Source organism: Streptomyces sp. NPDC041200, from assembly GCF_055591805.1.
Window position 1 is genome coordinate 799,137 of record NZ_JBVIZF010000003.1, and the last position, 26,262, is coordinate 825,398.

General features: G+C 69.5%; 20 protein-coding genes and 2 tRNA genes. 4 read left to right on the forward strand and 18 right to left on the reverse strand.

Annotation, left to right across the window (positions count from 1 at the left end; all coding sequences use genetic code 11):
• Nucleotides 1-121: 121 nt before the first annotated feature.
• The 13 genes from ACZ6CL_RS13405 to ACZ6CL_RS13465 all read right to left on the reverse strand — a co-directional run bounded on the left by ACZ6CL_RS13405 (nucleotide 122) and on the right by ACZ6CL_RS13465 (nucleotide 18,030).
• On the reverse strand, nucleotides 122-901 hold the full coding sequence (locus tag ACZ6CL_RS13405) for a TIGR03936 family radical SAM-associated protein (protein WP_468935118.1): 780 nt from the start codon (nucleotides 899-901) through the stop codon (nucleotides 122-124).
• Nucleotides 902-1,066: 165 nt separating this feature from the next.
• Complete coding sequence (locus tag ACZ6CL_RS13410; protein WP_468935121.1) at nucleotides 1,067-2,992, reverse strand: TIGR03960 family B12-binding radical SAM protein; 1,926 nt, start codon at nucleotides 2,990-2,992, stop codon at nucleotides 1,067-1,069.
• Between the two features lie 70 nt (nucleotides 2,993-3,062).
• Nucleotides 3,063-4,661: a CYTH and CHAD domain-containing protein gene (locus ACZ6CL_RS13415; RefSeq protein ID WP_468935122.1), complete on the reverse strand. Its 1,599-nt coding sequence runs from the start codon at nucleotides 4,659-4,661 to the stop codon at nucleotides 3,063-3,065.
• A 51-nt stretch (nucleotides 4,662-4,712) separates the two neighbouring features.
• Nucleotides 4,713-5,846 (reverse strand): rod shape-determining protein RodA, encoded by a 1,134-nt coding sequence (gene rodA, locus ACZ6CL_RS13420; RefSeq protein ID WP_468935236.1) that lies wholly within the window; start codon nucleotides 5,844-5,846, stop codon nucleotides 4,713-4,715.
• 65 nt (nucleotides 5,847-5,911) lie between these two features.
• Nucleotides 5,912-8,059: a penicillin-binding protein 2 gene (mrdA, locus tag ACZ6CL_RS13425; RefSeq protein ID WP_468935124.1), complete on the reverse strand. Its 2,148-nt coding sequence runs from the start codon at nucleotides 8,057-8,059 to the stop codon at nucleotides 5,912-5,914.
• 85 nt (nucleotides 8,060-8,144) lie between these two features.
• Nucleotides 8,145-8,852, reverse strand: coding sequence for a rod shape-determining protein MreD (gene mreD / locus ACZ6CL_RS13430; protein WP_468935238.1), 708 nt, complete (start codon nucleotides 8,850-8,852; stop codon nucleotides 8,145-8,147).
• Between the two features lie 6 nt (nucleotides 8,853-8,858).
• Nucleotides 8,859-9,800 carry a rod shape-determining protein MreC gene (gene mreC / locus ACZ6CL_RS13435; RefSeq protein WP_468935126.1) on the reverse strand — a complete coding sequence of 314 codons (942 nt, stop codon included), beginning with the start codon at nucleotides 9,798-9,800 and terminating at the stop codon, nucleotides 8,859-8,861.
• 152 nt (nucleotides 9,801-9,952) lie between these two features.
• Entirely contained in the window at nucleotides 9,953-10,972 is a 1,020-nt protein-coding gene (locus tag ACZ6CL_RS13440) for a rod shape-determining protein (protein WP_039941926.1), read from the reverse strand.
• 308 nt (nucleotides 10,973-11,280) lie between these two features.
• On the reverse strand, nucleotides 11,281-11,694 hold the full coding sequence (gene ndk, locus ACZ6CL_RS13445) for a nucleoside-diphosphate kinase (RefSeq protein ID WP_468935129.1): 414 nt from the start codon (nucleotides 11,692-11,694) through the stop codon (nucleotides 11,281-11,283).
• Nucleotides 11,695-11,782: 88 nt separating this feature from the next.
• Nucleotides 11,783-12,136 carry a DUF4233 domain-containing protein gene (locus ACZ6CL_RS13450; protein WP_468935131.1) on the reverse strand — a complete coding sequence of 118 codons (354 nt, stop codon included), beginning with the start codon at nucleotides 12,134-12,136 and terminating at the stop codon, nucleotides 11,783-11,785.
• Between the two features lies 1 nt (nucleotide 12,137).
• Nucleotides 12,138-13,658: a bifunctional tetrahydrofolate synthase/dihydrofolate synthase gene (folC, locus tag ACZ6CL_RS13455; RefSeq protein ID WP_468935133.1), complete on the reverse strand. Its 1,521-nt coding sequence runs from the start codon at nucleotides 13,656-13,658 to the stop codon at nucleotides 12,138-12,140.
• Between the two features lie 67 nt (nucleotides 13,659-13,725).
• On the reverse strand, nucleotides 13,726-15,189 hold the full coding sequence (locus ACZ6CL_RS13460) for a peptidoglycan D,D-transpeptidase FtsI family protein (protein WP_468935136.1): 1,464 nt from the start codon (nucleotides 15,187-15,189) through the stop codon (nucleotides 13,726-13,728).
• Nucleotides 15,190-15,396: 207 nt separating this feature from the next.
• On the reverse strand, nucleotides 15,397-18,030 hold the full coding sequence (locus ACZ6CL_RS13465) for a valine--tRNA ligase (RefSeq protein ID WP_468935139.1): 2,634 nt from the start codon (nucleotides 18,028-18,030) through the stop codon (nucleotides 15,397-15,399).
• 120 nt (nucleotides 18,031-18,150) lie between these two features.
• Here ACZ6CL_RS13465 and ACZ6CL_RS13470 point away from each other — a divergent pair, with 120 nt between their 5' ends.
• Genes ACZ6CL_RS13470 through ACZ6CL_RS13480 form a run of 3 tightly spaced genes read left to right on the forward strand, consistent with a single transcriptional unit; the run spans nucleotide 18,151 to nucleotide 21,000 of the window.
• Entirely contained in the window at nucleotides 18,151-19,092 is a 942-nt protein-coding gene (locus ACZ6CL_RS13470; RefSeq protein ID WP_468935142.1) for a hypothetical protein, read from the forward strand.
• 31 nt (nucleotides 19,093-19,123) lie between these two features.
• Nucleotides 19,124-20,110 (forward strand): hypothetical protein, encoded by a 987-nt coding sequence (locus ACZ6CL_RS13475; protein WP_468935145.1) that lies wholly within the window; start codon nucleotides 19,124-19,126, stop codon nucleotides 20,108-20,110.
• 59 nt (nucleotides 20,111-20,169) lie between these two features.
• Nucleotides 20,170-21,000, forward strand: a complete 831-nt coding sequence (locus tag ACZ6CL_RS13480; RefSeq protein ID WP_468935148.1) for a hypothetical protein — start codon at nucleotides 20,170-20,172, stop codon at nucleotides 20,998-21,000.
• A gap of 77 nt (nucleotides 21,001-21,077) precedes the next feature.
• On the opposite strand, the gene clpX is transcribed toward ACZ6CL_RS13480, so the two are convergent.
• The 5 genes from clpX to ACZ6CL_RS13505 form a co-directional block, all read right to left on the reverse strand.
• Entirely contained in the window at nucleotides 21,078-22,364 is a 1,287-nt protein-coding gene (clpX, locus tag ACZ6CL_RS13485; RefSeq protein WP_358617682.1) for an ATP-dependent Clp protease ATP-binding subunit ClpX, read from the reverse strand.
• 183 nt (nucleotides 22,365-22,547) lie between these two features.
• Nucleotides 22,548-23,204, reverse strand: a complete 657-nt coding sequence (locus ACZ6CL_RS13490) for an ATP-dependent Clp protease proteolytic subunit (RefSeq protein WP_468935150.1) — start codon at nucleotides 23,202-23,204, stop codon at nucleotides 22,548-22,550.
• 62 nt (nucleotides 23,205-23,266) lie between these two features.
• Nucleotides 23,267-23,881 (reverse strand): ATP-dependent Clp protease proteolytic subunit, encoded by a 615-nt coding sequence (locus ACZ6CL_RS13495; protein WP_385436109.1) that lies wholly within the window; start codon nucleotides 23,879-23,881, stop codon nucleotides 23,267-23,269.
• A 321-nt stretch (nucleotides 23,882-24,202) separates the two neighbouring features.
• Nucleotides 24,203-25,660 carry a trigger factor gene (gene tig, locus ACZ6CL_RS13500; RefSeq protein ID WP_468935152.1) on the reverse strand — a complete coding sequence of 486 codons (1,458 nt, stop codon included), beginning with the start codon at nucleotides 25,658-25,660 and terminating at the stop codon, nucleotides 24,203-24,205.
• A 154-nt stretch (nucleotides 25,661-25,814) separates the two neighbouring features.
• A tRNA-Pro gene (locus ACZ6CL_RS13505) sits at nucleotides 25,815-25,891 on the reverse strand.
• 152 nt (nucleotides 25,892-26,043) lie between these two features.
• Between ACZ6CL_RS13505 and ACZ6CL_RS13510 the strand changes: the two genes are divergently transcribed.
• Nucleotides 26,044-26,117: transfer RNA gene (locus tag ACZ6CL_RS13510), tRNA-Gly, on the forward strand.
• Nucleotides 26,118-26,262: the final 145 nt, after the last annotated feature.

Below are 26,262 nucleotides of genomic sequence, written 5' to 3' on the forward strand. Positions count from 1 at the left end.
AGCTGTCGTATCGCTCGCCGGGCCGGTTTTCGGGGCCGGGACCGGCGAAAGTCTCCTGGTCAGTGCGCCTGCCGGACCCGGGTGGCTCCCAAGTGCCTGGGCGGCGCATCGACGGCGGTCCTTACGCGGAACCTTCCGGCGCCGCCATCGCGGCGGTCAGCTCGGCGGCCGTGGGTGGGGCGGCCTGAACTGCCTCGCGATCGGGCGCGAGCGGGTCGGTCACCGTGCCGGACTCCTCATCGAGCAGCCCCTGCGCCAGCCTGGTCACCGCTGCGGGGACCGGCGGCGCCAGGTCGGCCGTGGCGCGGAGACCGGACAGGACGTCGTCGGGTCGCACGGCAGGTGTCAGATGCCGTACTACCAGCCGCAGTATCGCACAGCCATCGTCGCCAGGCCTATCGCCCCGACCCGCGGACGCTTCCAGGCGGGCCACCGCGGCGCGGGCGTCGAAGGTGCGCATGCCGTTTTTCGTCCGGCGCTCGACCTCGACGGTCTCGGCCTCCAGGAAGGCGGCCACGGCCCGTTCGGCCTCCGCCGGGGCGACCCGGTCGAGCCGGATCTCCCATACGGACGCCTGGAGCCGGTCGGCGAGCCCGGAGGTGCGGGCCTCGACGGCGTCGGTGACGTCGAGGCCGTCGGGCAGCGACTCGTTGAGCAGCGTCCGCAGCGTCTCGGGCTCCCGCGCCTCGGTGAGCTGGATCTCCAGGTACTCGGCCTCACTGCCGGTGCCGGTGGGTGCGGCATTGGCGTACGACACCTTGGGGTGCGGGGTGAAGCCCGCCGAGTACGCCATGGGCACCTCTGCGCGGCGCAGCGCCCGCTCGAAGGCGCGCTGGAAGTCGCGGTGGCTGGTGAACCGGAGGCGGCCGCGCTTGGTGTAACGCAAACGAATGCGCTGCACCGCGGGTGCGGGCGGCGGGCCTTCGGGCTGTCGCTTGCCCAGGGGACTGTCTCCTTGTGCTTCTTCGCTTTTCGGCGCACGGACCTGTGCGGCCCGTGCGCCTTCCAGCGTACTTTGTGACCGGCCGGTTGCCCGAGGGCTGTTTCTGCCCGGGTTCCGCCCGGGCTACTTCACGACCGACAGGGGCAGCAGCTTGCGGCCGGTGGGACCGATCTGGATGGACGTGTCCATCTGCGGGCAGACGCCGCAGTCGAAGCACGGGGTCCAGCGGCAGTCCTCGACCTCGGTCTCGTCGAGCGAGTCCTGCCAGTCCTCCCACAGCCAGTCCTTGTCGAGACCGGAGTCGAGGTGGTCCCAGGGCAGGACCTCCTCGTAGGTGCGCTCCCGGGTGGTGTACCAGTCGACGTCAAGGCCGACCTCGGGCAGGGTGCGCTCGGCGCACTCCATCCAGCGGTCGTAGGAGAAGTGCTCGCGCCAGCCGTCGAAGCGGCCGCCGTCCTCGTAGACGGCGCGGATGACCGCGCCCACCCGGCGGTCGCCGCGCGAGAGCAGGCCCTCGACGATGCCGGGCTTGCCGTCGTGGTAGCGGAAGCCGATCGAGCGGCCGTACTTCTTGTCGCCGCGGATCCGCTCGCGCAGCTTCTCCAGCCGGGCGTCGGTGTCCTCGGCACTGAGCTGCGGCGCCCACTGGAACGGGGTGTGCGGCTTGGGGACGAACCCGCCGATCGAGACGGTGCAGCGGATGTCGTTCTTGCCGGACACCTCACGGCCCTTGGCGATCACCTTGGTCGCCATCTCGGCGATCTGCAGCACGTCCTCGTCGGTCTCGGTCGGCAGGCCGCACATGAAGTACAGCTTCACCTGCCGCCAGCCGTTGCCGTAGGCGGTGGACACCGTACGGATGAGGTCCTCTTCCGAGACCATCTTGTTGATGACCTTGCGGATGCGCTCGGAGCCGCCCTCGGGGGCGAAGGTGAGGCCCGAGCGGCGGCCGTTGCGGGTCAGCTCGTTGGCCAGGTCGATGTTGAAGGCGTCCACCCGGGTCGACGGGAGGGACAGGCCGATCTTGTCTTCCTCGTACCGGTCGGCGAGGCCCTTGGCGACATCGCCGATCTCGGTGTGGTCGGCGGAGGAGAGCGACAGCAGGCCGACCTCCTCGAAACCGGTGGCCTTGAGCCCCTTGTCGACCATCTCGCCGATGCCGGTGATGGAGCGCTCGCGCACCGGGCGGGTGATCATGCCCGCCTGGCAGAAACGGCAGCCGCGGGTACAGCCGCGGAAGATCTCCACCGACATCCGCTCGTGCACGGTCTCGGCGAGCGGCACGAGCGGCTGCTTCGGGTACGGCCACTCGTCGAGGTCCATGACGGTGTGCTTGGAGACGCGCCACGGCACGCCCGAGCGGTTGGGGATGACGCGCGAGATCCGGCCGTCGGCCAGGTACTCCACGTCGTAGAACTTCGGGACGTAGATGCTGCCGGTACGGGCGAGCCGGAACAGCAGCTCGTCGCGGCCGCCGGGGCGGTCCTCGGCCTTCCAGGCCCGGATGATCTCGGTCATCTCCAGGACGGCCTGCTCGCCGTCGCCGATCACCGCGCAGTCGATGAAGTCCGCGATCGGCTCCGGGTTGAACGCGGCGTGGCCGCCCGCGACCACGACCGGGTGGTCCACGGTGCGGTCGGCGGCGTCCAGCGGGATACCGGCGAGATCGAGCGCGGTGAGCAGGTTGGTGTAGCCCAGCTCGGTCGAGAAGGAGACGCCGAAGACGTCGAAGGCGCTGACGGGGCGGTGCGCGTCCACGGTGAACTGCGGCACCTTGTGCTCGCGCATCAGCTCTTCGAGGTCCGGCCAGACGCTGTACGTACGCTCGGCGAGCACGCCCTCGCGCTCGTTGAGCACCTCGTAGAGGATCATGACGCCCTGGTTGGGCAGCCCGACCTCATAGGCGTCCGGGTACATGAGCGCCCAGCGGACGTCGCACTCGTCCCAGGCCTTGACCGTGGAGTTCAGTTCACCGCCGACGTACTGGATCGGCTTCTGCACATGGGGGAGCAGGGCCTCGAGCTGTGGGAAGACCGACTCGACAGACATCAGTAACCTTCGTGCGCGGACAGGGGTGACCCTCAAGCGTACCGGTCCCTTCCCGGCCGCTACGCCACGGTCAGTTCTGCAGGGCCGCCCGGTGCTCCCGGCGGGAGACCTCGGCCCACAGACCGGGCAGTTCGCGCTCGCGGGCGGCAGCGCGGGCCTCCTCGCGGCCGTAGAGCAGGCCGACGGTGAAGGTGGACTCCCCCGCCGCGTGCGCCTGGACGGCCAGCTCGCGCAGCGCTTCCCGAGCGACCACGCTGTCCTGGTGGTCGCCGAGCAGCTCCTGCACCTCGGTCATGAGCCCCGCGAACGCCTTCGCGGGCGCGCCGAGCGCCGGGCGGGCCGCTTCGGCGGCGTAGCGGGCCCGCTTGGCGTCCTTGCGGGCCTCGTGCAGGACGACATCGCGGTCGGGCCCCGAGGGGGCGTCCAGGACCGGCTCCAGGCGGTCCGCGAGCCGTTCGTAGTCGCGCAGCACGGCCTTGCGGATCACCTCGGCTGCCGGGCGGGCGGCGGCCCCGCGCAGCGGCGGGGCGGCCAGGAGCGCGTCGAGGGTGCCGAGCAGCGCGAGATAGCGCTCGCCGTCCAGGACGCCGATCAGCCGGTCGCGGGAACCGGTGCGGCGGGCGTGCGACCAGATCTTCAGCCGGCCGGCGACGGGGCCGAGCCGCAGTTCGACGGGGACCTCGGCGAGCCGTTCGCCGATGCGCGCGGTGAGCACTTCGCGGTCCCGGTCGATGCCCAGCTCGGCGGCCAGCCACTTCAGCTCGGCGCCGATGGGGTCGGTGACGGTGCGGTCCAGCACCTTGCGGTACGAGCGGAAGGCGCTGCGCAGGCGGCGGGTGGCTACCCGCATGCGGTGCACGGAGTCGGGGGTGTCCAGGCGTACGGCGGGGTCGAGCGTGACGATCGTGGTGATCTGGCGGCGTACGTAGTCCAGGACGGTGTCACCGGCGGTGGCCTCGGCCTTCCTGGCGGCCTTCTTCTTCCCGGCGTCCTTCTTTCCCTGCTTGCCGCCCCTCTTGCCGGGCTTCTTCTCCAGCGTCTGGCCGCCGTCGCGCGGGTCGGTTTCGGCCAGGGCGCGGGCGAGCTTGGAGGGGAGGTCGGCGCGGCGCAGCCCGGCGTCCGTCAGCCGCGGCTCCAGGGTGTCGAGCAGCGCGGGGTCGCCGCCCTCGGCCAGTTCCACTTCGACCTCGGTCCAGCTCACCGGGTCGCCGGGGGCCGGGGCCAGCCGTCGTGCGGTGACCCGGTCGGCGGACAGCTCGGCGAGCAGCGTGCCGTCGCCGTCCACGAGATGGTGGACGTGCCGCTCCGACAGCAGGTGGACGAGCGGTACGAGGCCGGTGTCGCGGACGCGGGAGCGTACGAGGCTCGCGAGGTGCGGGGGCAGTGCGTCCGAGAGCGGGGCGCGGATCTCGTCCCGTACGTCCGGGCCCACCGGCAGCTTGAGGTGCCAGCCCGCGTCGTCGCCCCCGGTGCGGCGGCGGAGGGTGATGCCGTCGGCGGCGAGCCGGTGCCCGGGGGTGTCGTAGTACGTGGCGTCGAGCGTGACGGCGCCCTGGTCCCTGACCTGCGCGATTCCGGCGACCCCGGCCAGCTCGGGAAGGGCACCGGTCAGGGCGCCGTCATCGGTGGTCTCGTACTTGCGTTCGATCTCCCGCATCATGTCCACCATGGCGTGAATGTAGTCGCCCGGGACCTTTCACGGGAGTCCCCCGCGTCCTGATCAGGCCGATACGGGCCTTTGCACCCGGATGGACTGGAGCAGTCCGATTCCGATCCATACGGCGAACATCGACGAGCCGCCGTACGAGACGAAGGGCAGGGGCAGACCGGCGACCGGCATGATGCCCAGCGTCATCCCGATGTTCTCGAACGACTGGAACGCGAACCAGGCGATGATCCCGGCCGCGACGACCGTCCCGTACAACTCGGTGGTCCCCCGGGCGATCCGGCAGGCACGCCACAGGACGACGCCCAGCAGCACGATGATCAGGCCCGCGCCGAGGAAGCCCAGCTCCTCCCCCGCGACCGAGAAGACGAAGTCCGTCTGCTGCTCGGGCACGAACTGGCCGGTGGTCTGGGTGCCGTGGAAGAGCCCCTTGCCGGTGAGGCCGCCCGAGCCGATCGCGATGCGCGCCTGGTTGGTGTTGTAGCCGACGCCCGCCGGGTCCAGGGCGGGATTGGCGAAGGCGGCGAAGCGGTCGATCTGATACTGGTCGAGGATGTGCAGCTGCCAGATCAGCAGCGCGCCGATCACCGCGGTGGCGATCAGTCCGGCGATCCAGCGGTTGGACGCGCCGGAGGCGAGCAGCACCGCGAGCACGATCACCGCCATGACCATCACCGAGCCGAGGTCCGGCATCAGCATCACGATCGCGATGGGCAGTGCGGCCAGGCCGAGCGCCTGGACGACGGTGCGGTGGTCGGGACTGAGCCGGTCGCCCGCGTCCACGCGCGCGGCCAGCAGCATCGACATGCCGAGGATGATCGTGATCTTGGCGAACTCGCCGGGCTGGAGGGAGAACCCGCCGCCGACCACGATCCACGCGTGCGCGCCGTTGATCGTCGAGCCCAGCGGGGTGAGGACGGCGAGGACGAGGATGACGGACAGGCCGTACAGCACCGGCACCGCGCCGCGCAGGGTGCGGTGGCCGAGCCAGATGGTGCCGATCGCGAGCAGCAGCCCGATCCCGGTGTTCAGGGCGTGCCGGACCAGGAAGTAGTACGGATCGCCCTGGTTCAGCTCGGTGCGGTTGCGGGTCGCCGAGTAGACCAGCGCGGCGCCGATCGCGGACAGCGCGAGGCAGCTGAGCAGCAGCACCCAGTCCAGGCGGCGCACGAGTGAGTCGCGCGCCATGAGCTTGCGCCAGGTGCTGCGCTCGGGGGCGAAGCGGGGGACGGAGTAGCCGTGGGTCGAGGCGCTCACTGCCGCTCACCTCCCCGCCGCCTGGTGTCGCCGAGCAGGGCGAACGGCTTGCCCACCGGCTGGGCCTCGATCGAGCCGTCGGAGGAGATCTTGGGAAGGTCGGCCTGCGGCGTGGGCAGCAGTGCCTTCTTCTTGTTGATCCCGCCCTTGGCGTCGACCCCGTACAGCGCGTTGTAGATCTTGCGCACGGCCGGGCCCGAGGCACCGGAACCGGTGCCGCCCTGCGAGATCGTCATGACGACCGAGTAGTCCTTGGTGTACGTCGCGAACCAGGAGGTGGTCTGCTTGCCGTAGACCTCGGCGGTACCGGTCTTGGCGTGCATCGGGATCTTGTCCTGCGGCCAGCCCTGGAACCGCCAGGCGGCGGTTCCCCGGGTGGCGACGCCCGCGAGCGCCTGGTCGATCCGGTTGTGCGTGTCGCCCTTGAACGGCAGCTTGCCGTGGGACGTGGGCTTGATCTCCTGGATGTGCTTGCCGTCCGGGCTGACGATCGCCTTGCCGACGGTCGGGTCGTAGAGCGTGCCGCCGTTGCTGATCGCCGCGTAGATGGTGGCCATCTGGATCGGGGTGACGAGGGTGTCGCCCTGGCCGATCGAGTAGTTGACGGAGTCACCGGCGCGCATCTTCATGCCTTCGAGGCAGTTCTCGTAGGAGAGCCGCTGGGTGTAGCTACCGTCCTTCTTGCCGTTCTTGCACCAGGCGTCCTTGTTGGCCTTCCAGAAGTCCTTCTTCCACTGGCGGTCCGGGACCCGGCCGCTGACCTCGTTGGGGAGGTCGACGCCGGTCTCCTTGCCGAGGCCGAACTGGTGGGCGGTCTTGTAGAACCAGTCCCCCGGGTTCTTCTTGGGCTTGTTGCCGCCGTCCTTCTTCCACTGCTCGTAGGCGAGGCGGTAGAAGACGGTGTCGCAGGAGACCTCCAGCGCGCGGCCGAGGCTGATCCCGCCGTGGTTCTCGGACTCGAAGTTCTTGAAGACCTGGCCGCCGATGTTGAACGAGCTGGTGCAGGCGTAGGGACCGTCGAACCCGTACCCGGCGTTGACCGCCGCGGTCGTCGGGATCACCTTGAAGATCGAGCCGGGGGCCGCCTGGCCCTGGATCGCCCGGTTCAGCAGCGGGTAGTTGCTGTCCTTGCCGGTGAGCTTCTTGTAGTCCTTGCCGGAGATGCCGCCGACCCAGGCGTTGGGGTCGTACGACGGGTTCGACGCCATCGCCACCACCCGGCCGGTCTTGGCCTCCATGACCACGACCGAGCCCGAGTCCGCCTTGTACTTCGTGCCGGTGTTCCGGTCGTACTGCTTGCGGGCGTCCTTCATCGCCTGCTCCAGCTCCTTCTCCGCGACCGCCTGGACGCGTGAGTCGAGGCTGGTGACGACGTTGTCACCGGGCCGGGCCTGCTGGCTCTCCCGCTGGCCGATGACGCGGCCGAGGTTGTCGACCTCGTAGCGGGTCACCCCGGCCTTGCCGCGCAGCTTGCTGTCGTACTCGCTCTCCAGCCCGTTGGAGCCGACCTGGTCGGAGCGGAGCAGCGGCGACTTGGTGTGCTCGGCCTTCTTGATCTGCTCGTCGGTGACCGGCGAGAGGTAGCCGAGCACCTGGGCGGCGTTGGAACCGGCCGGGGCGGCGTAGCGGCGGACGGCGGTGGGCTCGGCGCTGATCCCGGGGAAGTCCTCTTCGCGCTCGCGGATCTGGAGCGCCTGCTTGGCGCTGGCCTCGTCGGTGATCGGGATGGGCTGGTAAGGGGAGCCGTTCCAGCAGGGCTGCGGGGTCTCGGCGTCGCACAGCCGGACCTTGTCCTTGACGTCCTTGGGCTTCATGTGGAGGACGCCGGCGAGCCGGGTGAGGACGGCCTCGCCGTCGTCCGGCTCCTTCATCAGCGCGGTGCGGCTGGCGGAGACGACGAGCCGGGTCTCGTTGTCGGCGAGGGGCACCCCGCGGGCGTCCAGTATCGAACCGCGGACGGCCGGGTGGACGACCTGCTGGACGTGGTTGTTGGCGGCCTTCTCGGTGTATTCGTCGCCGTTGCGGATCTGCAGGTACCAGAGACGTCCGCCGAGGGTGAGCAGCAGCGAGAAGACGAGGATCTGGATGGCGACGAGGCGGACGGTGACCCGGGGAGTCCGTCCGGTCTCCGGGATATTGCTCATGGCGCTCCGTTGAGGGTGGAGGCGGGAGACGGGAGGGCTGCGACGGCCGGGCGGAGGGCGGCGCTGCTCGGTGGAAAGGGGCTGCTCACAGGCGCTTGACCCCCTTGAGCTTGATCCGGCCGGTCCGCTTCGTCGCCTTCGTCAGCAGGCCGCCGCCCTGGCCGCCGAACCGGGCGGCCCGGCCCGGGCGCCGGAACCGGCTCATCCGCCCGGCCCGGACGCTCCCCGCCGAGGTGATCCAGCGGGTGCCGCTCTCGGTGCCGGTGCCGCCGGAGCTGTCGGCCATCCGGTCGTTCTCCCCGCGTCTGGCCAGCCCCATGATCAGCGGCACCGCGAAGGGCGCCAGCAGCAGGTCGTACAGGGCGGCCGTGAACAGCAGCTGTCCCAGGCCCACGTGGCGGGCCGCGTCGTCGCCGACGAGGATGCCGACCCCCGCGTACAGCAGGGTGGCGCCGATGGCCGCCGCGACGACCACCACCATCGGCCCGGTGGCCGACCGGAGCTGGCCGCTCTCGGGCTTGGCGAGCCCCGCCAGATAGCCGACGACGCACAGCACCAGGGCATAGCGCCCGGCGGCGTGGTCCGCGGGCGGGGCGAGGTCGGCGAGCAGTCCGGCGCCGAAGCCGACCAGGGCGCCGCCGGTGTGGCCGTAGACCAGCGCGAGGCCGAGGACGACGAGCAGCAGCAGGTCGGGGACGGCGCCGGGCAGTTGCAGCCGGGCGAGGACGCAGATCTGGACGACGAGGGCGACGACGACGAGGACGGTGGACAGGAGGACACGGTTGAGGCGCAGCATCGGTCAGCTCCTGTTGGCCGGGTTCGTGGCGGTGGCGGAGGGGGTGGCCGTGACGGTGACCGTGGGCGCCGGCTTGGGCTTCGCGGGCTTGGGCGGCAGCACGGTGTCCCGCGGGTTGGAGCGCGGCGGCTGGACGACCACGCCGACGATGTCCAGCCTGCTGAAGCGGACGTAGGGGCGCACCTGCAGGGTGCGGGTGAGGTCGCCGCCGGTGGGGTCGACGCGGACCACCTTGCCGACCGGGACGCCGGGCACGAACGGCTTGTCGGCCTGGGAGCCGAAGGTGACGAGCCGGTCACCCTTCTTGATCTTCGCCTTGCCGTTGAGGAGCTGGACGTGCAGGGAGCGGTCGCCGCGGCCGGTGGCGAAGCCCAGCTCGCTGGACTTCTCCATCCGGGTGCCGACGGTGAAGTCGGGGTCGATGGCGAGCAGCACGGTGGAGGTGGAGGGGCCGACCGTGGTGACCCGGCCGACGAGTCCGTCGCCGTTGATGACCGTCTGGTCGCGCTGGATCCCGTCGTCGCTGCCGACGTCGAGGGTGACGGTCCAGGAGAAGCCCTGGGCGGCGCCGATGCCGATGACCTCGGCGCCCTTGATGCCGTACTGACCGGTACCCGCGACCCGGCGCAGCTTGTCGAGTTCCACCGACCGGGCGCGGTTGCGGTCGTCGCTGCCGAGCCGTTGCCTGAGTCTGGTGTTCTCCTGCTCCAGCTGACTGATCCGGTTGTGCCGCGCGTCGGAGTCCCGGATGGCGGCCACGGCGTTACCGACGGGATCAACGGCGTTCGCGACGCCGTCCTCCACCGGGCCGAAGGCGGAAGCGGCGCCCTGCCGGGCGCCGTCGAGGGGCGAGTCCTCGCCGCCGCGGATGTCCACCGTGATCAGTGCGAACGCGATGGCGATCAGCAGCACCAGGAGCAGCCGGCTCTCTCGTGTGTCCCTCACGTGCGGCGACGTGCCTTCCTCGTCGAAGTCGGACCGGTCCCGATCTCGTTGTGGCCGTCCGGTCCTTAAGGAGCCTTATGCCTGTATATCAGCGGATCCGCCGATGCGCCGTACGGGCGACACACCGCCCGTACGGCCGATCCGCCTGGTTGTCATCTGCGCGGCTGGGCGTCCAGCACCTGCTGGAGCGCCTCGAATTCCTCCACGCACTTGCCGGAGCCGAGCGCCACCGAATCCAGCGGGTCCTCGGCGATGTGGATCGGCATGCCGGTCTCGCGGCGGAGCCGCTCGTCGAGGCCGCGGAGCAGCGCGCCGCCACCGGTGAGCACGATGCCGCGGTCCATGACGTCGCCGGACAGCTCCGGCGGGCACTTGTCGAGCGTGGTCTTGACCGCGTCGACGATGGAGTTGACCGGCTCCTCCATGGCCTTGCGGACCTCGGCGGCGGAGATCACGACGGTCTTGGGGAGCCCGCTGACCAGGTCACGGCCGCGGATCTCGGTGTGCTCCTCTTCCTCGCTCTCGAACGCCGAGCCGATCGTGATCTTGATGTTCTCGGCGGTGCGCTCGCCAAGGAGGAGGCTGTACTCCTTCTTGATGTGCTGGATGATCGCGTTGTCCAGCTCGTCGCCGGCCACCCGGATCGACTGGGCGGTGACGATGCCGCCGAGCGAGATGACGGCGACCTCGGTGGTACCGCCGCCGATGTCCACCACCATGTTGCCGGTGGCCTCGTGGACCGGCAGGCCGGAGCCGATGGCCGCGGCCATGGGCTCTTCGATGATGTGCACCTGGCGGGCGCCCGCCTGCGTGGACGCCTCGATGACGGCGCGGCGCTCGACTCCGGTGATACCGGACGGAACGCACACGACCACCCGGGGCCGGGCCAGATAGCGGCGCTTATGGATCTTCAGAATGAAGTACCGCAGCATCCGCTCGGTGATCTCGAAGTCGGCGATAACGCCGTCCTTGAGCGGACGCACGGCGACGATGTTGCCAGGGGTGCGGCCGATCATCTTCTTTGCCTCGGCGCCCACGGCGAGAATTCCGCCGGTGTTGGTGTTGATGGCGACGACGGATGGCTCGTTGAGGACGATCCCGCGGCCCCTGACGTACACCAGCGTGTTGGCGGTCCCGAGGTCGACAGCCATGTCACGGCCGATGAACGACATGTTGTTCCCCATGAGGATACGTCAGGCCTTCCCTGCTGGAGCGATTGCTTGCTTGAGGTCGGCAGGATGTGGTGCGCTGCGAGGCGCGGAAGCTTCATCGTAGTCACGCCCGCGCGAACACGCTGCGGGGGTCCTCCGCCATTGTCAGCAGAACACGAGCCCGCCCCCTCTAATGGTGACGTCGTGTCGCGGAGATGCGTTCCCCCGATCGGCTCGCATATGCCAAGAGGCGGCCGAGAAATTCGACCGCCCCCAGGTCAGCAGGGGTGTGACCAGCTGATGATCGATCAGGACGAGATCAGGTGAGATCAGGCGAGACCGGGAAAGAAAATCTTGATTTCCCGCTCGGCCGACTCCTCGGAGTCCGAGGCATGGATCAGATTTTCCCGAACGATGGTGCCGAAATCGCCACGGATGGAACCGGGCGCCGCGGCGATCGGGTCGGTCGGTCCGGCCAGCGCCCGGACGCCTTCGATCACGCGCTCACCCTCGACGACCAGCGCCACGACCGGGCCGGAGGACATGAACTCGACCAGGGGCTCATAAAAGGGCTTGCCGACGTGCTCGGCGTAGTGCTGCTCCAGAAGCTCACGGCCCAGCTGGCGCAGTTCCAGGGCGGAGATCGTCCAGCCCGCCTTCTGCTCGATCCGGCCGAGAATCTCGCCCACCAGTCCGCGTCGTACGGCGTCGGGCTTGAGAAGGACGAGCGTGCGCTGGCTCACGGTGCGGGCTCCTTTGGCAGTGACATAGAAGAAGTGGCATGCGGGTGAAGCTGTGCGGCTGAGGCTACATGGGTGATCGTCGGCCACGTCACGCAGCGTCAGGCGAGGCGGCGGAGGCCGCGGCGAACCGCTCCTTCGCCTGGTCGACCTTGCGGCCGAAGTGGACCGAGGCCCACCACAGCGCGGCGAACACCACGCCGAGGATGAACATGGTGGTCACGACGAAGCCGCTCAGCACCAGTCCGATCTGCAGGGCCCAGCCGATCTGCACCGCCCCGGGACGGCTCAGCATCCCGCACAGCAGTACACACAGTGCCATGGCGATACCGCAGACCGTCCACACGGTGCCCACCGACAGACCGGACACCTTCATCGCGACCAGTCCTGCGAAGCCGATCACGAAGAACTCACCGATCAGAGTGGAGGCGCACAGCGTCCGCATTTCAGCCCTTTCCCAGAAGCAGCCGGGCCTCGCCGACCGTGATGACCGACCCGGTGACCAGCACCCCCGCACCAGCGTATTCGCCCTCCTCCTCGGCGAGGGTGATCGCGGCCTCCAGGGCGTCGTCCAGCCGGGGCTCGACCTGCACCCGCTCGGAGCCGAACACCTCGACGGCGAGCCCGCCCAACTCATCGGCGTCCATCGCGCGATGGCTGGAATTACGGGTCACCACGATTTCGGCGAAAATCGGCTCAAATGCTTCCAATAGCCCACGAACGTCCTTGCCGTCGCTGGCCCCGACCACACCGATCAGCCGACTGAAGTCGAACGCCTCGGTGACCGCCTCGGCCGCCGCCCGGGCGCCCCCGGGGTTGTGCGCGGCGTCCAGCACCACGGTCGGACTGCGGCGCACCACCTCCATCCGGCCCGGGGAGCTGACGGAGGCGAAGGCGGAGCGGATGGTGTCCAGGTCGAGCGGCCGGGCGTGCTGGGAGCCGACGCCGAAGAACGCCTCGACGGCGGAGAGCGCCACCGCCGCGTTGTGCGCCTGGTGGGCGCCGTGCAGCGGGAGGAAGATCTCGGGGTACTCACCGCCGAGGCCGCGCAGCGTCAGCAGCTGGCCGCCGACCGCCACCTCACGGGAGACCACCCCGAACTCCATGCCCTCGCGGGCCACCGTGGCATCCACCTCGACGGCGCGCTTGAGCATCACGGAAGCGGCCTCCACGGGCTGCTGCGCGAGCACCACCGTGGCGTCCTGCTTCACTATCCCGGACTTCTCGGCCGCGATCTCCTCCGGAGTGGTGCCGAGCCGGTCGGTGTGGTCCAGGGAGATCGGCATGATCACCGCGACGTCCGCGTCGATCACATTGGTGGCGTCCCAGGTGCCGCCCATACCGACCTCGACGACCGCGATGTCCACGGGCGCGTCCGCGAAGGCCGCGTACGCCATGCCGGTGAGCACCTCGAAGAACGACAGCCGGTACTCCTGCTGGTCGTCGACCATCTGGATATACGGCGCGATGTCCTCGTACGTCTCGATGAAGCGCTCGGCGGAGATCGGTGCCCCGTCCAGGCTGATCCGCTCGGTGACGGACTGCACGTGCGGGCTGGTGTAGCGGCCGGTGCGCAGCTCGAAGGAGCCCAGCAGGGCTTCGATCATGCGGGCCGTGCTGGTCTTGCCGTTCGTCCCGGTGATGTGGATCGAGGGATAGGCGCGGTGCGGCGAGCCGAGGATGTCCAGCAGCGCCTCGACGCGCACCAGCGAGGGGTCGAGCTTGGTCTCGCCCCACCGCGTGGCCAGCTCCTCCTCCACCTCGCGCAGCCTGCGGTCGACCTCGGGGTCGGAGGGGCGGGCCGGAATGCCGTCGCCCTCCGGCGGGCCCGACTGCGCGCGCAGCGTCCGGCTGCCGGCCTCGATCACCGCCAGATCGGGGTCGCGGTCCGTCTCGGCTCCGACGATGTCATCGAAATCATCGGGTTCGTTCTGTTCGTCCGGTTCGTTCTGGGGGCGCTCGCTCACACCGCCCAGTCTACGAGCCACCCCTGACAGGCCTCGGAAGCGCCCATGCGGTCCCGCGAGGGCGCCCTCAGGACGCCGCCCCGCTCTTCACCGCGGCGGACATCATCGACTTGGCGATCGGCCCGGCCAGGCCGCCGCCGGAGATGTCCGCGCGCGGGGCGTCGCTGTCCTCGACCACCACCGCGACCGCGACCTTGTGGCCGCTGCCGTCATCCGCGTAACTCACGAACCACGCGAACGGATTACCGCTGTTGTTCTCGCCGTGCTGCGCGGTGCCGGTCTTGCCGCCGACCTGCATCCCGGGAATCCGCGCGTTGGTGCCCGTGCCCTTCTCCACGACCGTCCGCATCGCCGACCGCAGCTCCTCCGCCGTGGACTTCGACATCGCCTGGGTGAAGGTCTTCGGGTCGGTCTGGTCCAGCGCGGTCGCGTTGCCGTCCGTCGTGCGGTCCACCTCGTACGGCTTCATCAGCTTGCCGTCGTCCGCGATGGCCGAGGTGACCATCGCCATCTGCAGCGGCGTCGCGGTCACGTCGAACTGGCCCATGCCGGTCAGCGCCGTCTGGGACTTGTCCATCCCGCTCGGGTACACGCTCTTCGCGGCGCGCACCGGGATGTCCAGCTCGGAGTCGTCGAAGCCCAGCTTCTTTGCCTCGTCCCCCAGCTTGTCCTCGCCGAGATCCACGGCCAGCTTCGCGAAGACCGTGTTGCACGAGTACTGCAAGGCCGTGCGGATCGTCGCGTTCTCACAGGGCGCCGACGCGTTCTCGTTCTTCATGTCGGTGACCGTGCCCGGCAGCCGGTACGGGTCCGGGCTCTTGGTCGGCTCGTCCACCGACGAGTACAGCCCGTCCTCCAGGGCGGCCGCCGCGACCACCAGCTTGAAGGCCGACCCCGGCGGATACGTCTGGCGCAGCGCCCGGTTCAGCATCGGCTGGTCCTTGTCCTTGGTCAGCTTCAGCCACGCCTTCTGGTCCGAGGTGTCGGACCCGGCGAAGGCGGCCGGGTTGTACGAGGGCGTGCTGGCCAGGGCGCGCACCGCGCCGGTCTCCGGGTCGATCGCCACGGCCGCGCCGGTGTTGTGCCCCAGCCCCTTGTACGCGGCCTTCTGCACGGCCGGGTCGATCGTGGTCATCACGTCCCCCGGCTTGGACGGCTCCCGGGTCAGCGCCTCGAGGGGGTTCTTCAGCCGACTGTCGGATCCGTCGAGCACCGACCGGTCCAGGGCCTCCAGCTGGTTGCTGCCGTACGACTGCGAGGCATAGCCGGTGACCGGGGCGTAGACCTTCCCGTCGTGGTAGGTCCGCTTGAACTTCAGATCGCCGGAGGTGGCGGTGGAGCCGGTGATGGGCTTGCCACCGGCCATGATGTTGCCCAGCGGGTTGGCGTACTGACTGATGGCCGTCCGCTGGTTGTGGGAGTCGTCCCGGAATTCGGCGCCCTCCACCACCTGGACATAGGTGACCCAGGCGAGCAGGGCCAGCACCAGCAGCAGGGAGAAGACCGAGGCGCGCCGCAGCGGTTTGTTCATGGGAGGGGGCAGCTCCTTCCGGGACGTACGGGTGGATAACTCCCGGACGGCGGCCATGGGTTCCCGGCGCAGCCTACGGATGGCCTCCCGCGGCCCCACTGTGGGACATCGCACACCGGCCCGGGGCACGCCGGGAAGCACGGAGCGCCCCCGCGCCTGGGAAGGGCGGGAGCGCTCGCGGTACCGGCCGGGTGGTCAGGCCTGGGGTCAGCCCTGGGGCAGGGACGCCAACTGCGCGGTGATCCTGGCGATGTCGGCCTCGGCGGTCGTCTGGCGGGCGCGGATCTTCTCCACCACGTGGTCGGGCGCCTTGGCCAGGAACCCTTCGTTGGACAGCTTGGCCGTGGTCTGCGCCTTGTCCTTCTCGGCCGCGGCGAGGTCCTTGGCCAGCCGCTTGCGCTCGGCCTCGACGTCGATCGCGCCGGACAGGTCCAGGGCCACGGTCGCGCCCGCCACCGGCAGCGAGGCGGTGGCGGTGAAGTCGTCCCCGGCGGGCTGGAGGCGCAGCAGGGAGCGCATCGCGTCCTCGTGCGCCGCGAGCGACGTGCCGGACAGCTCAAGCCGGGCCGGAACCTTCTGGCCGGGCTGGAGACCCTGGTCGGCGCGGAACCGGCGGACCTCGGTGACCACCTGCTGAAGGTTCTCGATCTCCCGCTCGGCGGCCTCGTCGCGGAAGCCGCTGTCCTTCGGCCAGTCGGCGATCACGACCGACTCCTGGCCGGTGAGCGCGGTCCACAGCTTCTCGGTGACGAACGGGACCACCGGGTGCAGCAGCCGCAGCGTGACGTCCAGGACCTCGCCGAGGACGCGCCGCGAGGCGTCGGCCTCCGGACCGCCCTTCTGGAAGGTGGTCTTGGACAGCTCGACGTACCAGTCGAAGACCTCGTCCCACGCGAAGTGGAAGAGCGTGTCCGAGAGCTTCGCGAACTGGTAGTCGTCGTAGAACGCGTCGACGTCCGCGACGACCTCGTTCAGCCGGGACAGGATCCAGCGGTCGGTGGCCGACAGCCGCTCGGGGGCGGGCAGTTCGCCCTCGACCGTCGCGCCGTTCATCAGCGCGAAGCGGGTCGCGTTCCAGATCTTGTTGGCGAAGTTACGGGACGCCTGGACCCAGTCCTCGCCGATCGGCACGTCCACCCCGGGGTTGGCACCGCGGGCGAGGGTGAAGCGGACGGCGTCGGAGCCGTAGGCGTCCATCCAGTCCAGCGGATTGACCGCGTTCCCGAAGGACTTGGACATCTTCTTGCCGAACTGGTCGCGGACCATCCCGTGCAGGGCGATGGTGTGGAACGGCGGGGTGCCGTCCATCGCGTACAGCCCGAACATCATCATCCGGGCGACCCAGAAGAAGAGGATGTCGTAGCCGGTGACCAGCACCGAGTTCGGATAGAACTTCGCCAGGCTGTCGGTCTGCTCGGGCCAGCCGAGGGTCGAGAACGGCCACAGGCCGGAGGAGAACCAGGTGTCCAGGACGTCACTGTCCTGGCGCCAGCCCTCGCCGCCCGGAGGCTCCTCATCCGGTCCGACGCAGACGACCTCGCCGTTCGGCCCGTACCAGACCGGGATGCGGTGGCCCCACCACAGCTGGCGCGAGATGCACCAGTCGTGGAGGTTGTCGACCCAGTCGAAGTAGCGCTTCGACATGTCCTCGGGGTGGATCTTGACCCGGCCGTCGCGGACGGCGTCGCCCGCCGCCTTGGCGAGCGGGCCGACCTTGACCCACCACTGCATGGACAGCCGCGGCTCGATCGTGGTCTTGCAGCGCGAGCAGTGGCCCACGGAGTGGGTGTACGGGCGCTTCTCGGCCACGATCCGGCCCTCGGCGCGCAGCGCGCCGACGATGGCGCTGCGCGCCTCCAGCCGGTCCAGGCCCTGGAAGGGACCGTGTGCGGTGATGATCGCGTGCTCGTCCATGACGGCGAGGTTCGGCAGGCCGTGGCGCTGCCCGATCTCGAAGTCGTTCGGGTCGTGGGCCGGGGTGACCTTGACCGCGCCGGTGCCGAACTCCGGGTCGACGTGCTCGTCGGCGACGACCGGGATACGGCGGCCGGTGAGCGGCAGCTCGATCTCGGTGCCGACCAGGTGCCGGTAGCGCTCGTCATCGGGGTGGACGGCGACCGCGGTGTCACCGAGCATCGTCTCGGCGCGGGTCGTCGCGACGACGATCGCGTTGTCGCCCTCGCCGTACCGGATCGAGACCAGCTCGCCGTCGTCGTCCTGGTACTCCACCTCGATGTCGGAGATGGCCGTGAGGCAGCGGGGGCACCAATTGATGATGCGCTCGGCCCGGTAGATCAGCTCATCGTCGTAGAGCTTCTTGAAGATGGTCTGGACGGACTTGGACAGCCCCTCGTCCATGGTGAAGCGCTCGCGGTCCCAGGCGACGCCGTCGCCCAGCCGCCGCATCTGGCCGGAGATCTGCCCGCCGGACTCGTTCTTCCACTGCCACACGCGCTCGATGAACGCCTCACGGCCCAGGTCGTGCCGGGAGGCGCCCTCCTTGGCCAGCTCGCGCTCGACCACGTTCTGGGTGGCGATACCGGCGTGGTCCATGCCCGGCTGCCACAGCGTCTCGTAGCCCTGCATCCGCTTGCGGCGGGTGAGCGCGTCGATGAGCGTGTGCTCGAAGGCGTGGCCCAGGTGGAGCGATCCGGTCACATTGGGCGGCGGGATGACGATCGTGTACGGCTCTTTGCCGCTCTTGGCGTCCGCCTCGAAGTAACCGCGCTCTACCCAGCGCTCGTACAGCTGCCCCTCTACGTCGGCCGGCGCGTACTGGGTCGGCAGTTCAGGGTGGCTGTTCGGCCCGCTGTCGGGGCGCTGCTGAGAGTTCTCGGTCACCCCCGCAGTCTAAAGGGCGCCCGGACTCCGTTACGAACCCGTTGCGGCCCCGCCGCAACGCCGCCGAGACGCGTCGGGAAGGATGTTCAGGACCTGTCATGCGCTTCTAGGAGAGGCACGATGAGCTATCAGCAGCCGCCGCCGCAGCCCGGTCCCTACGGGGCACAGCCGGGACCTCACGGCGCCGGCCAGCCGCCAGTGCCGAATCCGTACGCGCAGCCGACCGGCTACGGTCACCCGCAGCCGGGACAGCAGCCGGGGCAGCAGCCGGGGCAGCAGGGCGATTACGCGGGCCCCAACCCGTACAGCGGCGGCCCCCCGTACGGCGCCCCGGCCAACCCCTACGCCCAGCAGCCTCCGCAGGCCCCGCAGGCCCCGCAGCAGGGCTTCTACGGCGGCCAGCCGACGCCGCCGCCCGCCGCGCCCGGTGGCCGCGGCAAGGGCCGGACCGTCGGCATGGCGGTGGGCGCGCTGGTGGTCGTGGGCGCGCTGACGGCCGGGGCGTTCCTGCTGTTCGGCGGCGACAGCGGACCGTACAAGCTCACGACCCCGAAGACGGTCGCGGACGAGTACCAGCGTCAGGGCAACGGCACGGACGACGGCGATCTGTCGGCGGCGGGCAAGAAGGACCTCCAGCAGGTCCCGGTGGTCAAGGACCCGCACCTGGTGGCGGCCGACTACCAGACCGACGGCAAGGAGATGCTCAAGTTCACCGGTGTCTGGGGCGAGGTGACCGACCCGAAGCGGGGCGCGGACCTCGCCCTGGCGGTCATCGTCAAGGCGCTCCAGGACAACGGCACCGCACAGGCCAAGGGAACGCCTCAGGAGTTCTCGCCGGACGGCTTCGACGGGGACGTCATGAAGTGCCAGTCCCTGAAGTTCACGTCGGATCAGGGATCCATGGAGGCACCGGCCTGCGTCTGGGGCGACAAGAGCACTCTGGGCGTCGCGGTGCTGGCGGACCCGGCGGGGGCCGTTCTCGGCGGCAGCATGTCGCTGCAGGACGCCGCGGAGCTGACCGCCAAGGTGCGTGAGGACGCACGTGTCGAAATCGACAAATAGCTACAACAGCACAACCTAACGAGGGAAAAAAATGAGCTACAACCAGCCGGGCCCCTACGGCCAGCAGCCCCAGCAGCCTGGTCCCTACGGACAGGGCGGTGCCGCCGGTCAGCCCGGCTACGGCTACCCGCAGCAGCCGCCCCAGCAGCCCGGTCCGTACGGCCAGCCGCAGCAGCCGGGCCAGCCCCCGAACCCGTATGGCCAGCCGCAGCAGCCGCCGTACGGTCAGCAGCCGTACGGTCAGCAGCCCTATGGCCAGCAGCCGTACGGCCAGCCGGGCATGCCGGGGCCGTACCAGCCGGGCCCGGGCCAGGGCGGCGGCAAGAAGAAGGGCCTGGCGATAGCCATCGGCGCGGTGGTCGTGGTGGCCGCGGTGGTCGGCGGCGTCATGGTGTTCAGCGGCGGGGACGGCGGCGGCGCGGTCGCCGACGACGGCAAGCGGTACAAGATCACCACCCCGGAGACCGTGGCCGGTGAGTACACCAAGCAGCCGGGCAGCGAGGACCCGATGTCCTCCAGCGACACCAGTGACTTCGAGAAGTTCGGTGTGCAGGACCCGAAGGGCACGGGCGCGACCTACAAGGCCGGGTCCGGGATGACCCTGAAACAGCTGCAGTTCAAGGGCGTCTGGGGCGAGGTGAAGGACCCCGAGACGGTCGTCGACGGAGCCTTCTCGAAGATCGCGAACGAGGCCACCAAGGACCCGTCGACCGACAGCAGCGGCGGGAAGGCCGAACTCGTCGGCAGCCCCGAGAAGGTGACTCCCGCCGGGGCGGACGACGCCATCATCAAGTGCCAGAACGCCAAGATCAACCCGGGGTCCGGCTCCAGCGCGAGCGGCGTGGGCAGCAAGGGCTTCACCGTCCCCATCTGCATGTGGGGCGACCACAGCACGGTCGCCTTCGTGACCGTGACCGACGCCGCCGCGGTGCTCTCCGGCGGGGGCATGTCGCTCGACCAGGCCGGGGACGTCGTCGCGAAGCTTCGCAAGGACGTCCGCGTCGAGATCCCCAAGTAGCGCCTCCGCACCACCCCGTCCACGCACCGTCCACCGTCCGGAGGGATACCCCCACACCCATGAGCCACAACCAGCCACCGCCGCCGCCCGGTCCGTACGGCGGCGGGCCCTACGGCGGCGGGCCCGGACCGTACGGGGGCGCGCAGCCCAACCCGTATGCCCAGCCCCCGGGTTACGGCTATCCGCAGGCGCCCCAGCCCGGTTACGGCTATCCGCAGCAGGCGGGACCCTACGGGCAGCACCCGCAGCCGGGGTACCCGGTGCCGCCCGGGCCCGCGCCGGGCCGCAATCGCACCAAGATCATCGCGATGTCGGCGGCGGGGCTCGTGGTGGTGGGGGCGATCATCACCGGCGCGGTGGTGCTGTCGGGCGGGGGCGACAGCGGCCCCGAGGCGATACGGCTCGTCACGCCGAAGACGCTCGACAACGGCACGTACACCCTGGCCAAGGGCACCGATGCGCTGAAGGACGAGGGCACCAGCGTGCAGGACAGCATGCCCAAGGGCGCGACCTCGGTCCTCGGCCAGTACCGGCGTGCCGACGACGAGAACTCGGGGCTCGCGTTCTCCGGCATGTACGGGGAGATCAACGACCCCGACCGGGTCCGGGACGGGATGTTCCGGGGGTTCGAGAACGGCGAGGGTTCCCCGACGGTCGAGCAGAAGCGCAAGACGTTCCGGCCGGAGGGCTCGGACGGCCCCGCCATAGACTGCGAGGTCGTCAAGATGTACGACCGGATCTACGCCCCGGCGTGTGCGTGGGCGGAGGAGACGGACGCGGCGATGGTGCTGGACGTCAACGCGGAGAACACCTCCGCGTCCGACGTCGACATGGAAGCCTTCGCGAAGGTGACCGCGGGTATTTACCAGGACAGCCGCAAGCCCGCCTGAGCGCCGCGCAGACGGCCTGCGACGCGAAGAGGGCCCGGGATTCCCCGGGCCCTCTTCGTATGCGCTCTACGCGGCGCTCACGCGCTCTTCTCGTGCCGTTCACCCGGCTCGGTGCCGCGCGAGCGGGGCACCAGCGTCGGGTTGACGTTCGAGTGGACGACGTCCTCGGTGATGACGACGCGGGCCACGTCCTTGCGGGACGGCACCTCGTACATCGCCGACATCAGGACCTCTTCGATGATGGCGCGCAGGCCGCGCGCGCCCGTGCCGCGCAGGATCGCCTGGTCGGCGATGGCCTCCAGGGCGGGCCGGTCGAAGTCCAGCTCCACGCCGTCGAGTTCGAAGAGCCGCTGGTACTGCTTGACGAGCGCGTTCCGCGGCTCGACCAGGATCTGCAGCAGCGCCTCGCGGTCGAGGTTGTGGACGGAGGTGATGACGGGGAGCCGGCCGATGAACTCCGGGATCATCCCGAACTTCACCAGGTCCTCCGGCATGACCTCCTGGAACTGGTCGCTCGCCTCGATCTCGCGCTTGGAGCGGATCGTGGCGCCGAAGCCGATGCCCTTGGCACCGGCCCGCGACTCGATGATCTTCTCCAGACCGGCGAAGGCACCGCCGACGATGAACAGCACGTTCGTCGTGTCGATCTGGATGAATTCCTGGTGCGGGTGCTTCCGGCCGCCCTGCGGCGGGACGGAGGCCGTCGTGCCCTCAAGGATCTTCAGCAGCGCCTGCTGCACGCCCTCGCCGGAGACGTCACGGGTGATCGAGGGGTTCTCGCTCTTGCGGGCCACCTTGTCGATCTCATCGATGTAGATGATGCCCGTCTCGGCCTTCTTGACGTCATAGTCGGCGGCCTGGATCAGCTTGAGGAGGATGTTCTCCACGTCCTCGCCGACGTAGCCCGCCTCGGTGAGCGCGGTGGCGTCGGCGATGGCGAAGGGAACGTTGAGCATCCGGGCGAGCGTCTGCGCGAGCAGGGTCTTCCCGGAGCCCGTCGGACCGAGCAGCAGGATGTTGGACTTCGCCAACTCGATGCCGTCGTCCTTGCTGTGGCTGCCGTTCTCACCGGCCTGGACCCGCTTGTAGTGGTTGTACACCGCGACGGACAGGGCCTTCTTGGCGGCCTCCTGGCCGACCACATAGCCCTCGAGGAACTCGGAGATCTCACGCGGCTTGGGGAGTTCCTCCCACCGCACCTCTGAGGTCTCGGCCAGCTCTTCCTCGATGATCTCGTTGCAGAGATCGATGCACTCATCGCAGATGTACACACCAGGGCCCGCGATGAGCTTCTTCACCTGCTTCTGGCTCTTTCCGCAGAACGAGCACTTGAGCAGGTCGCCGCCGTCACCGATGCGTGCCACGAGGTGCTTCCCCTTCGCCTTGGATCCGCTTTTGCTCCGCGGAACCGGGTGCTTGCGCTGCGAGCTTTCCGCTTGATGTTTCCGGGGCCGGCCCCCAGCCCTCTATGACGGTACCTTGCCGGGCCCCCGGTTCGGGCCCCCCTTGGACCGACTCGGTCCAAGGGGGGCCGGGTGACCCGGGCTTCAGCCCAGGCCGACCGAGGTCTTACGGGTCGAGACGATCTGGTCGACCAGACCGTACTCCAGCGACTCCTCGGCGGTCAGGATCTTGTCCCGCTCGATGTCGTCGCGGATCTTCTCGATCGGCGTGGTGGAGTGCTTGGCCAGCATCTCCTCCAGCTGCGTCCGCATCCGCAGGATCTCGTTGGCCGCGATCTCCAGGTCGGAGACCTGGCCCCGGCCGGTCTCGCTGTACGGCTGGTGGATCAGGATACGGGCATTGGGCAGCGCCATCCGCTTGCCGGGGGTACCGGCGGCGAGCAGCACGGCCGCGGCGGACGCCGCCTGGCCCATGCAGACCGTCTGAATATCGGGCTTGACGAACTGCATCGTGTCGTAAATGGCGGTCAGCGCGGTGAACGAGCCGCCGGGCGAGTTGATGTAGACCGAGATGTCGCGGTCCGGGTCCATCGACTCCAGGCACAGGAGCTGCGCCATGACGTCGTTGGCCGAGGCGTCGTCGATCTGGACGCCCAGGAAGATCACGCGCTCTTCGAAGAGCTTCGCGTACGGGTCGTACTCCCGGACCCCCTGGGAGGTGCGCTCGACGAAGCGCGGGACGACATAGCGCGATTCGGCCATCGGGCCGTCGTAGAGGCCGCTGCCGGGAAAGTTGTTCATCTGGGTGTTCACCATCCTGTGGCGATCAAAGGGCTGGAGGTCGGCTAACGGGACGGCGGGGCTCAGGCCCCGGTGCCGCCCCCGCCCGGAACGCCCGAGGCCGAGGCCATGACGTCGTCGACCAGGCCGTACGCCTTGGCTTCCTCGGCGGAGAACCAGCGGTCGCGGTCGGAGTCGCGGGTGATCTGCTCCACGGTCTGACCGGTGTGGAACGCGGTCAGCTCGGCCATCCGCTTCTTGGTGTGCAGCAGCCGCTCGGCGTGGATCTTGATGTCCGAGGCCGAACCGGCGAGACCCGCGGACGGCTGGTGGATCAGGATCTCGGCGTTCGGCAGCGCGAACCGCTTGCCGGGGGTGCCCGCGCTCAGCAGGAACTGCCCCATCGAGGCGGCGAGACCCATGGCGATGGTGACGACGTCGTTCGGGATGAACTGCATGGTGTCGTAGATCGCCATGCCCGCCGAGATCGAGCCACCCGGAGAGTTGATGTAGAGGTTGATGTCCTTGTCCGGGTCCGCGGCGAGCAGGAGCAGCTGCGCGGTGATCTTGTTGGCGATTTCGTCGTCGACCGGCTGGCCGAGGAAGATGATCCGCTCACCGAGCAGCCGGTTGTAGACCTGGTCGCCGAGGCCACCGCCGGTCGGCTCGCCGGCGGCGGAAGGCATCGTATTCGTCACGTATCCACCTGCTCGTCTCTGACGGCGACTGGCCGTCTCAGCGTCTTCTTCTGGGCTCGGGACGGGACGGCCGGTGCTATCCGGCGGGCCTGCGAGACTCCCTGCCCTCTACGGACCCTAACGCGCTGGTCGGCGGGCGCCATCCCGCATCAGGACCTGTTCGCTCTGAGCGCAGGTTCCGCGCCCCTGTCGACTTCGCGGAAGCGGACTTCGTGGAAGCGCACTTCACGGAAAGCGCGCGGAAGACTTCGCGGAACACGAACGGGCCCGGACGCGTGCAGACGTTCGGGCCCGTTCGTACGGGCTGCGGAGCGGCGAGGATCAGCCCTCGGCCTTCTCCTGCGCCTTCTCCTGCTCGGGAGCCTCGGCGGCGGCCTCAGCGGCCTCAGCGGTGTCGGCGGCCTTTTCGTCCGCCTCCACGGCCTCGGTGCCCTCAGCGGCGGCCTCGACCGTCTCGGCGGTCTCGTCCTCGTCGTCGAGGTCGACGGTCTCGCCCTTGTCGTCCACGACCTTGGCGGCCTCGACCACGACCGCGAGCGCCTTGCCGCGGGCGACCTCGCCGACGAGCATCGGCACCTGGCCACCCTCGACGACCTGCTGGGCGAACTGGTCCGGGCTCATGCCGGAGGACTGCGCACGGCGCATCAGGTGCTCGGTCAGCTCTTCCTGGCCGACGGACAGCTGCTCCTTGTTGACCAGCTCGTCGAGGACGAACTGGGTCCGGATGCCCTTCTCCGCCTGCTCCTTGAGCTCGGCGTCGAACTCCTCGGCGGACTTGCCCTGAAGCTCCAGGTAGGACTCCAGGTTCAGGCCCATCTGGCCGAGCTGGTGGTGCTCCAGGTTGTGCTTCCGGGTCTGGATCTCGTCCTCGAGCAGCTTCTCGGGGATCGGCACCTCGACCAGCTCCAGGAGGGCGTCGAGCACCTTCTCCTGGGCCTGGGTGGCCTGCTCGTACTTCTTCGACTGCTCCAGGCGCTTGCGGCTGTCCGCGCGCAGCTCCTCGAGGGTGTCGAACTCGCTGGCCAGCTGGGCGAAGTCGTCGTCCAGCTCGGGCAGCTCCCGGGCCTTGACCTCGTTCACCTTGACGGAGACCTCGGCCTCGTTGCCCTGCGCGGAGCCGCCCTTCAGCTCGGAGGTGAAGGTGGCGGTGCCACCGGCCTCCAGGCCGGTCACGGCCTCGTCGATGCCATCGAGCAGCTCACCGGAACCGATGGTGTAGGTGACGCCCTCGGCGACACCGTCCTCCAGCACCTCGCCGTCGACCTTGGCCTCCAGGTCGATCACGACGATGTCGCCTTCGGCGGCGGCGCGCTCGACGGGGCTGGTGGTGGCGAAGCGGTCGCGGAGCTGCTCGACCGACTTGTCGATGTCCTCGTCCGAGACCTCGACCGAGTCGACGGTGACCTCGATGCCGGAGTAGTCCGGGATCTCGACCGACGGGCGGATGTCCACCTCGGCGGTGAACGTCAGCAGCTCGTTGTCCTTGAGCTCGGTGATGTCGACCTCGGGCTGCCCGAGCGGGTTCAGCTCACCCTCGTTGACCGCGTCGGTGTAGAACTTCGGGAGGGCGTCATTGACGGCCTCCTCCAGCACCGCGCCGCGGCCGAAACGCTGGTCGATGATGCGGGCCGGGATCTTGCCCTTGCGGAAGCCTGGCACCGTGACCTGCTGGTTGATCTTCTTGTACGCCGCGTCGAGGCTGGGCTTGAGCTCCTCGAAGGGCACCTCGACAGTGAGCCGAACCCGGGTCGGGTTCAGGTTCTCCACGGCGCTCTTCACGGTTCGGTCTCCTTGGGGCTGACGTGTGGTGTTCTGCTGCCTCGCACTGATGCTTCGCAGCGGATCGCGCCCGGTAAAGAAAGACACAGACGCGCAGCTTGCATAGTAACCGCAAGCATGACGCGGCCCACAACGCGATCTTGACGCCTGTGGATGGTCGGGGTGGCCGGATTCGAACCGACGACCTTCCGCTCCCAAAGCGGACGCGCTACCAAGCTGCGCCACACCCCGTCGGTGCGACACGTAGGGTACATGGCCGCGGACGCCCCGGCCCCCCGTTATTCCACCGGTGGGCAAGGGTGTGCGGGAGAGGCCCCGGACCCGCTACGATGCTTCCCGTGCCGCGGCCACGGGTGATCCCACCTGGGCGACGCGCGGCGCGTGCGGGCGTAGCTCAATGGTAGAGCCCCAGTCTTCCAAACTGGCTACGCGGGTTCGATTCCCGTCGCCCGCTCCATGACGTACGACGGCCCGGGGGCGGGGGGAGGCCCGGTGGCGGGGGGTCGGGGGGTGAGGAGCAGGCGGTGGGCGGTCGGGTGGGGGGTGGTGTTGGTTGCGGAAGCGGCGAAAAAATCGAGGAAGTTCTGAACGTTCGGGAGCAG

Bases quoted from the DNA above. Each gene is read 5' to 3' on its own strand.
- ACZ6CL_RS13410 (WP_468935121.1), bottom strand. From the start codon at position 2,992: ATGTCTGTCGAGTCGGTCTTCCCACAGCTCGAGGCCCTGCTCCCCCAT.
- ACZ6CL_RS13415 (WP_468935122.1), bottom strand. From the start codon at position 4,661: ATGGTGGACATGATGCGGGAGATCGAACGCAAGTACGAGACCACCGAT.
- rodA (WP_468935236.1), bottom strand. From the start codon at position 5,846: ATGGCGCGCGACTCACTCGTGCGCCGCCTGGACTGGGTGCTGCTGCTC.
- mrdA (WP_468935124.1), bottom strand. From the start codon at position 8,059: ATGAGCAATATCCCGGAGACCGGACGGACTCCCCGGGTCACCGTCCGC.
- ACZ6CL_RS13440 (WP_039941926.1), bottom strand. From the start codon at position 10,972: ATGTCGTTCATCGGCCGTGACATGGCTGTCGACCTCGGGACCGCCAAC.
- ACZ6CL_RS13450 (WP_468935131.1), bottom strand. From the start codon at position 12,136: ATGCGGACGCTGTGCGCCTCCACTCTGATCGGTGAGTTCTTCGTGATC.
- ACZ6CL_RS13460 (WP_468935136.1), bottom strand. From the start codon at position 15,189: ATGAACAAACCGCTGCGGCGCGCCTCGGTCTTCTCCCTGCTGCTGGTG.
- ACZ6CL_RS13470 (WP_468935142.1), top strand. From the start codon at position 18,151: ATGAGCTATCAGCAGCCGCCGCCGCAGCCCGGTCCCTACGGGGCACAG.
- ACZ6CL_RS13475 (WP_468935145.1), top strand. From the start codon at position 19,124: ATGAGCTACAACCAGCCGGGCCCCTACGGCCAGCAGCCCCAGCAGCCT.
- ACZ6CL_RS13480 (WP_468935148.1), top strand. From the start codon at position 20,170: ATGAGCCACAACCAGCCACCGCCGCCGCCCGGTCCGTACGGCGGCGGG.
- ACZ6CL_RS13490 (WP_468935150.1), bottom strand. From the start codon at position 23,204: ATGAACAACTTTCCCGGCAGCGGCCTCTACGACGGCCCGATGGCCGAA.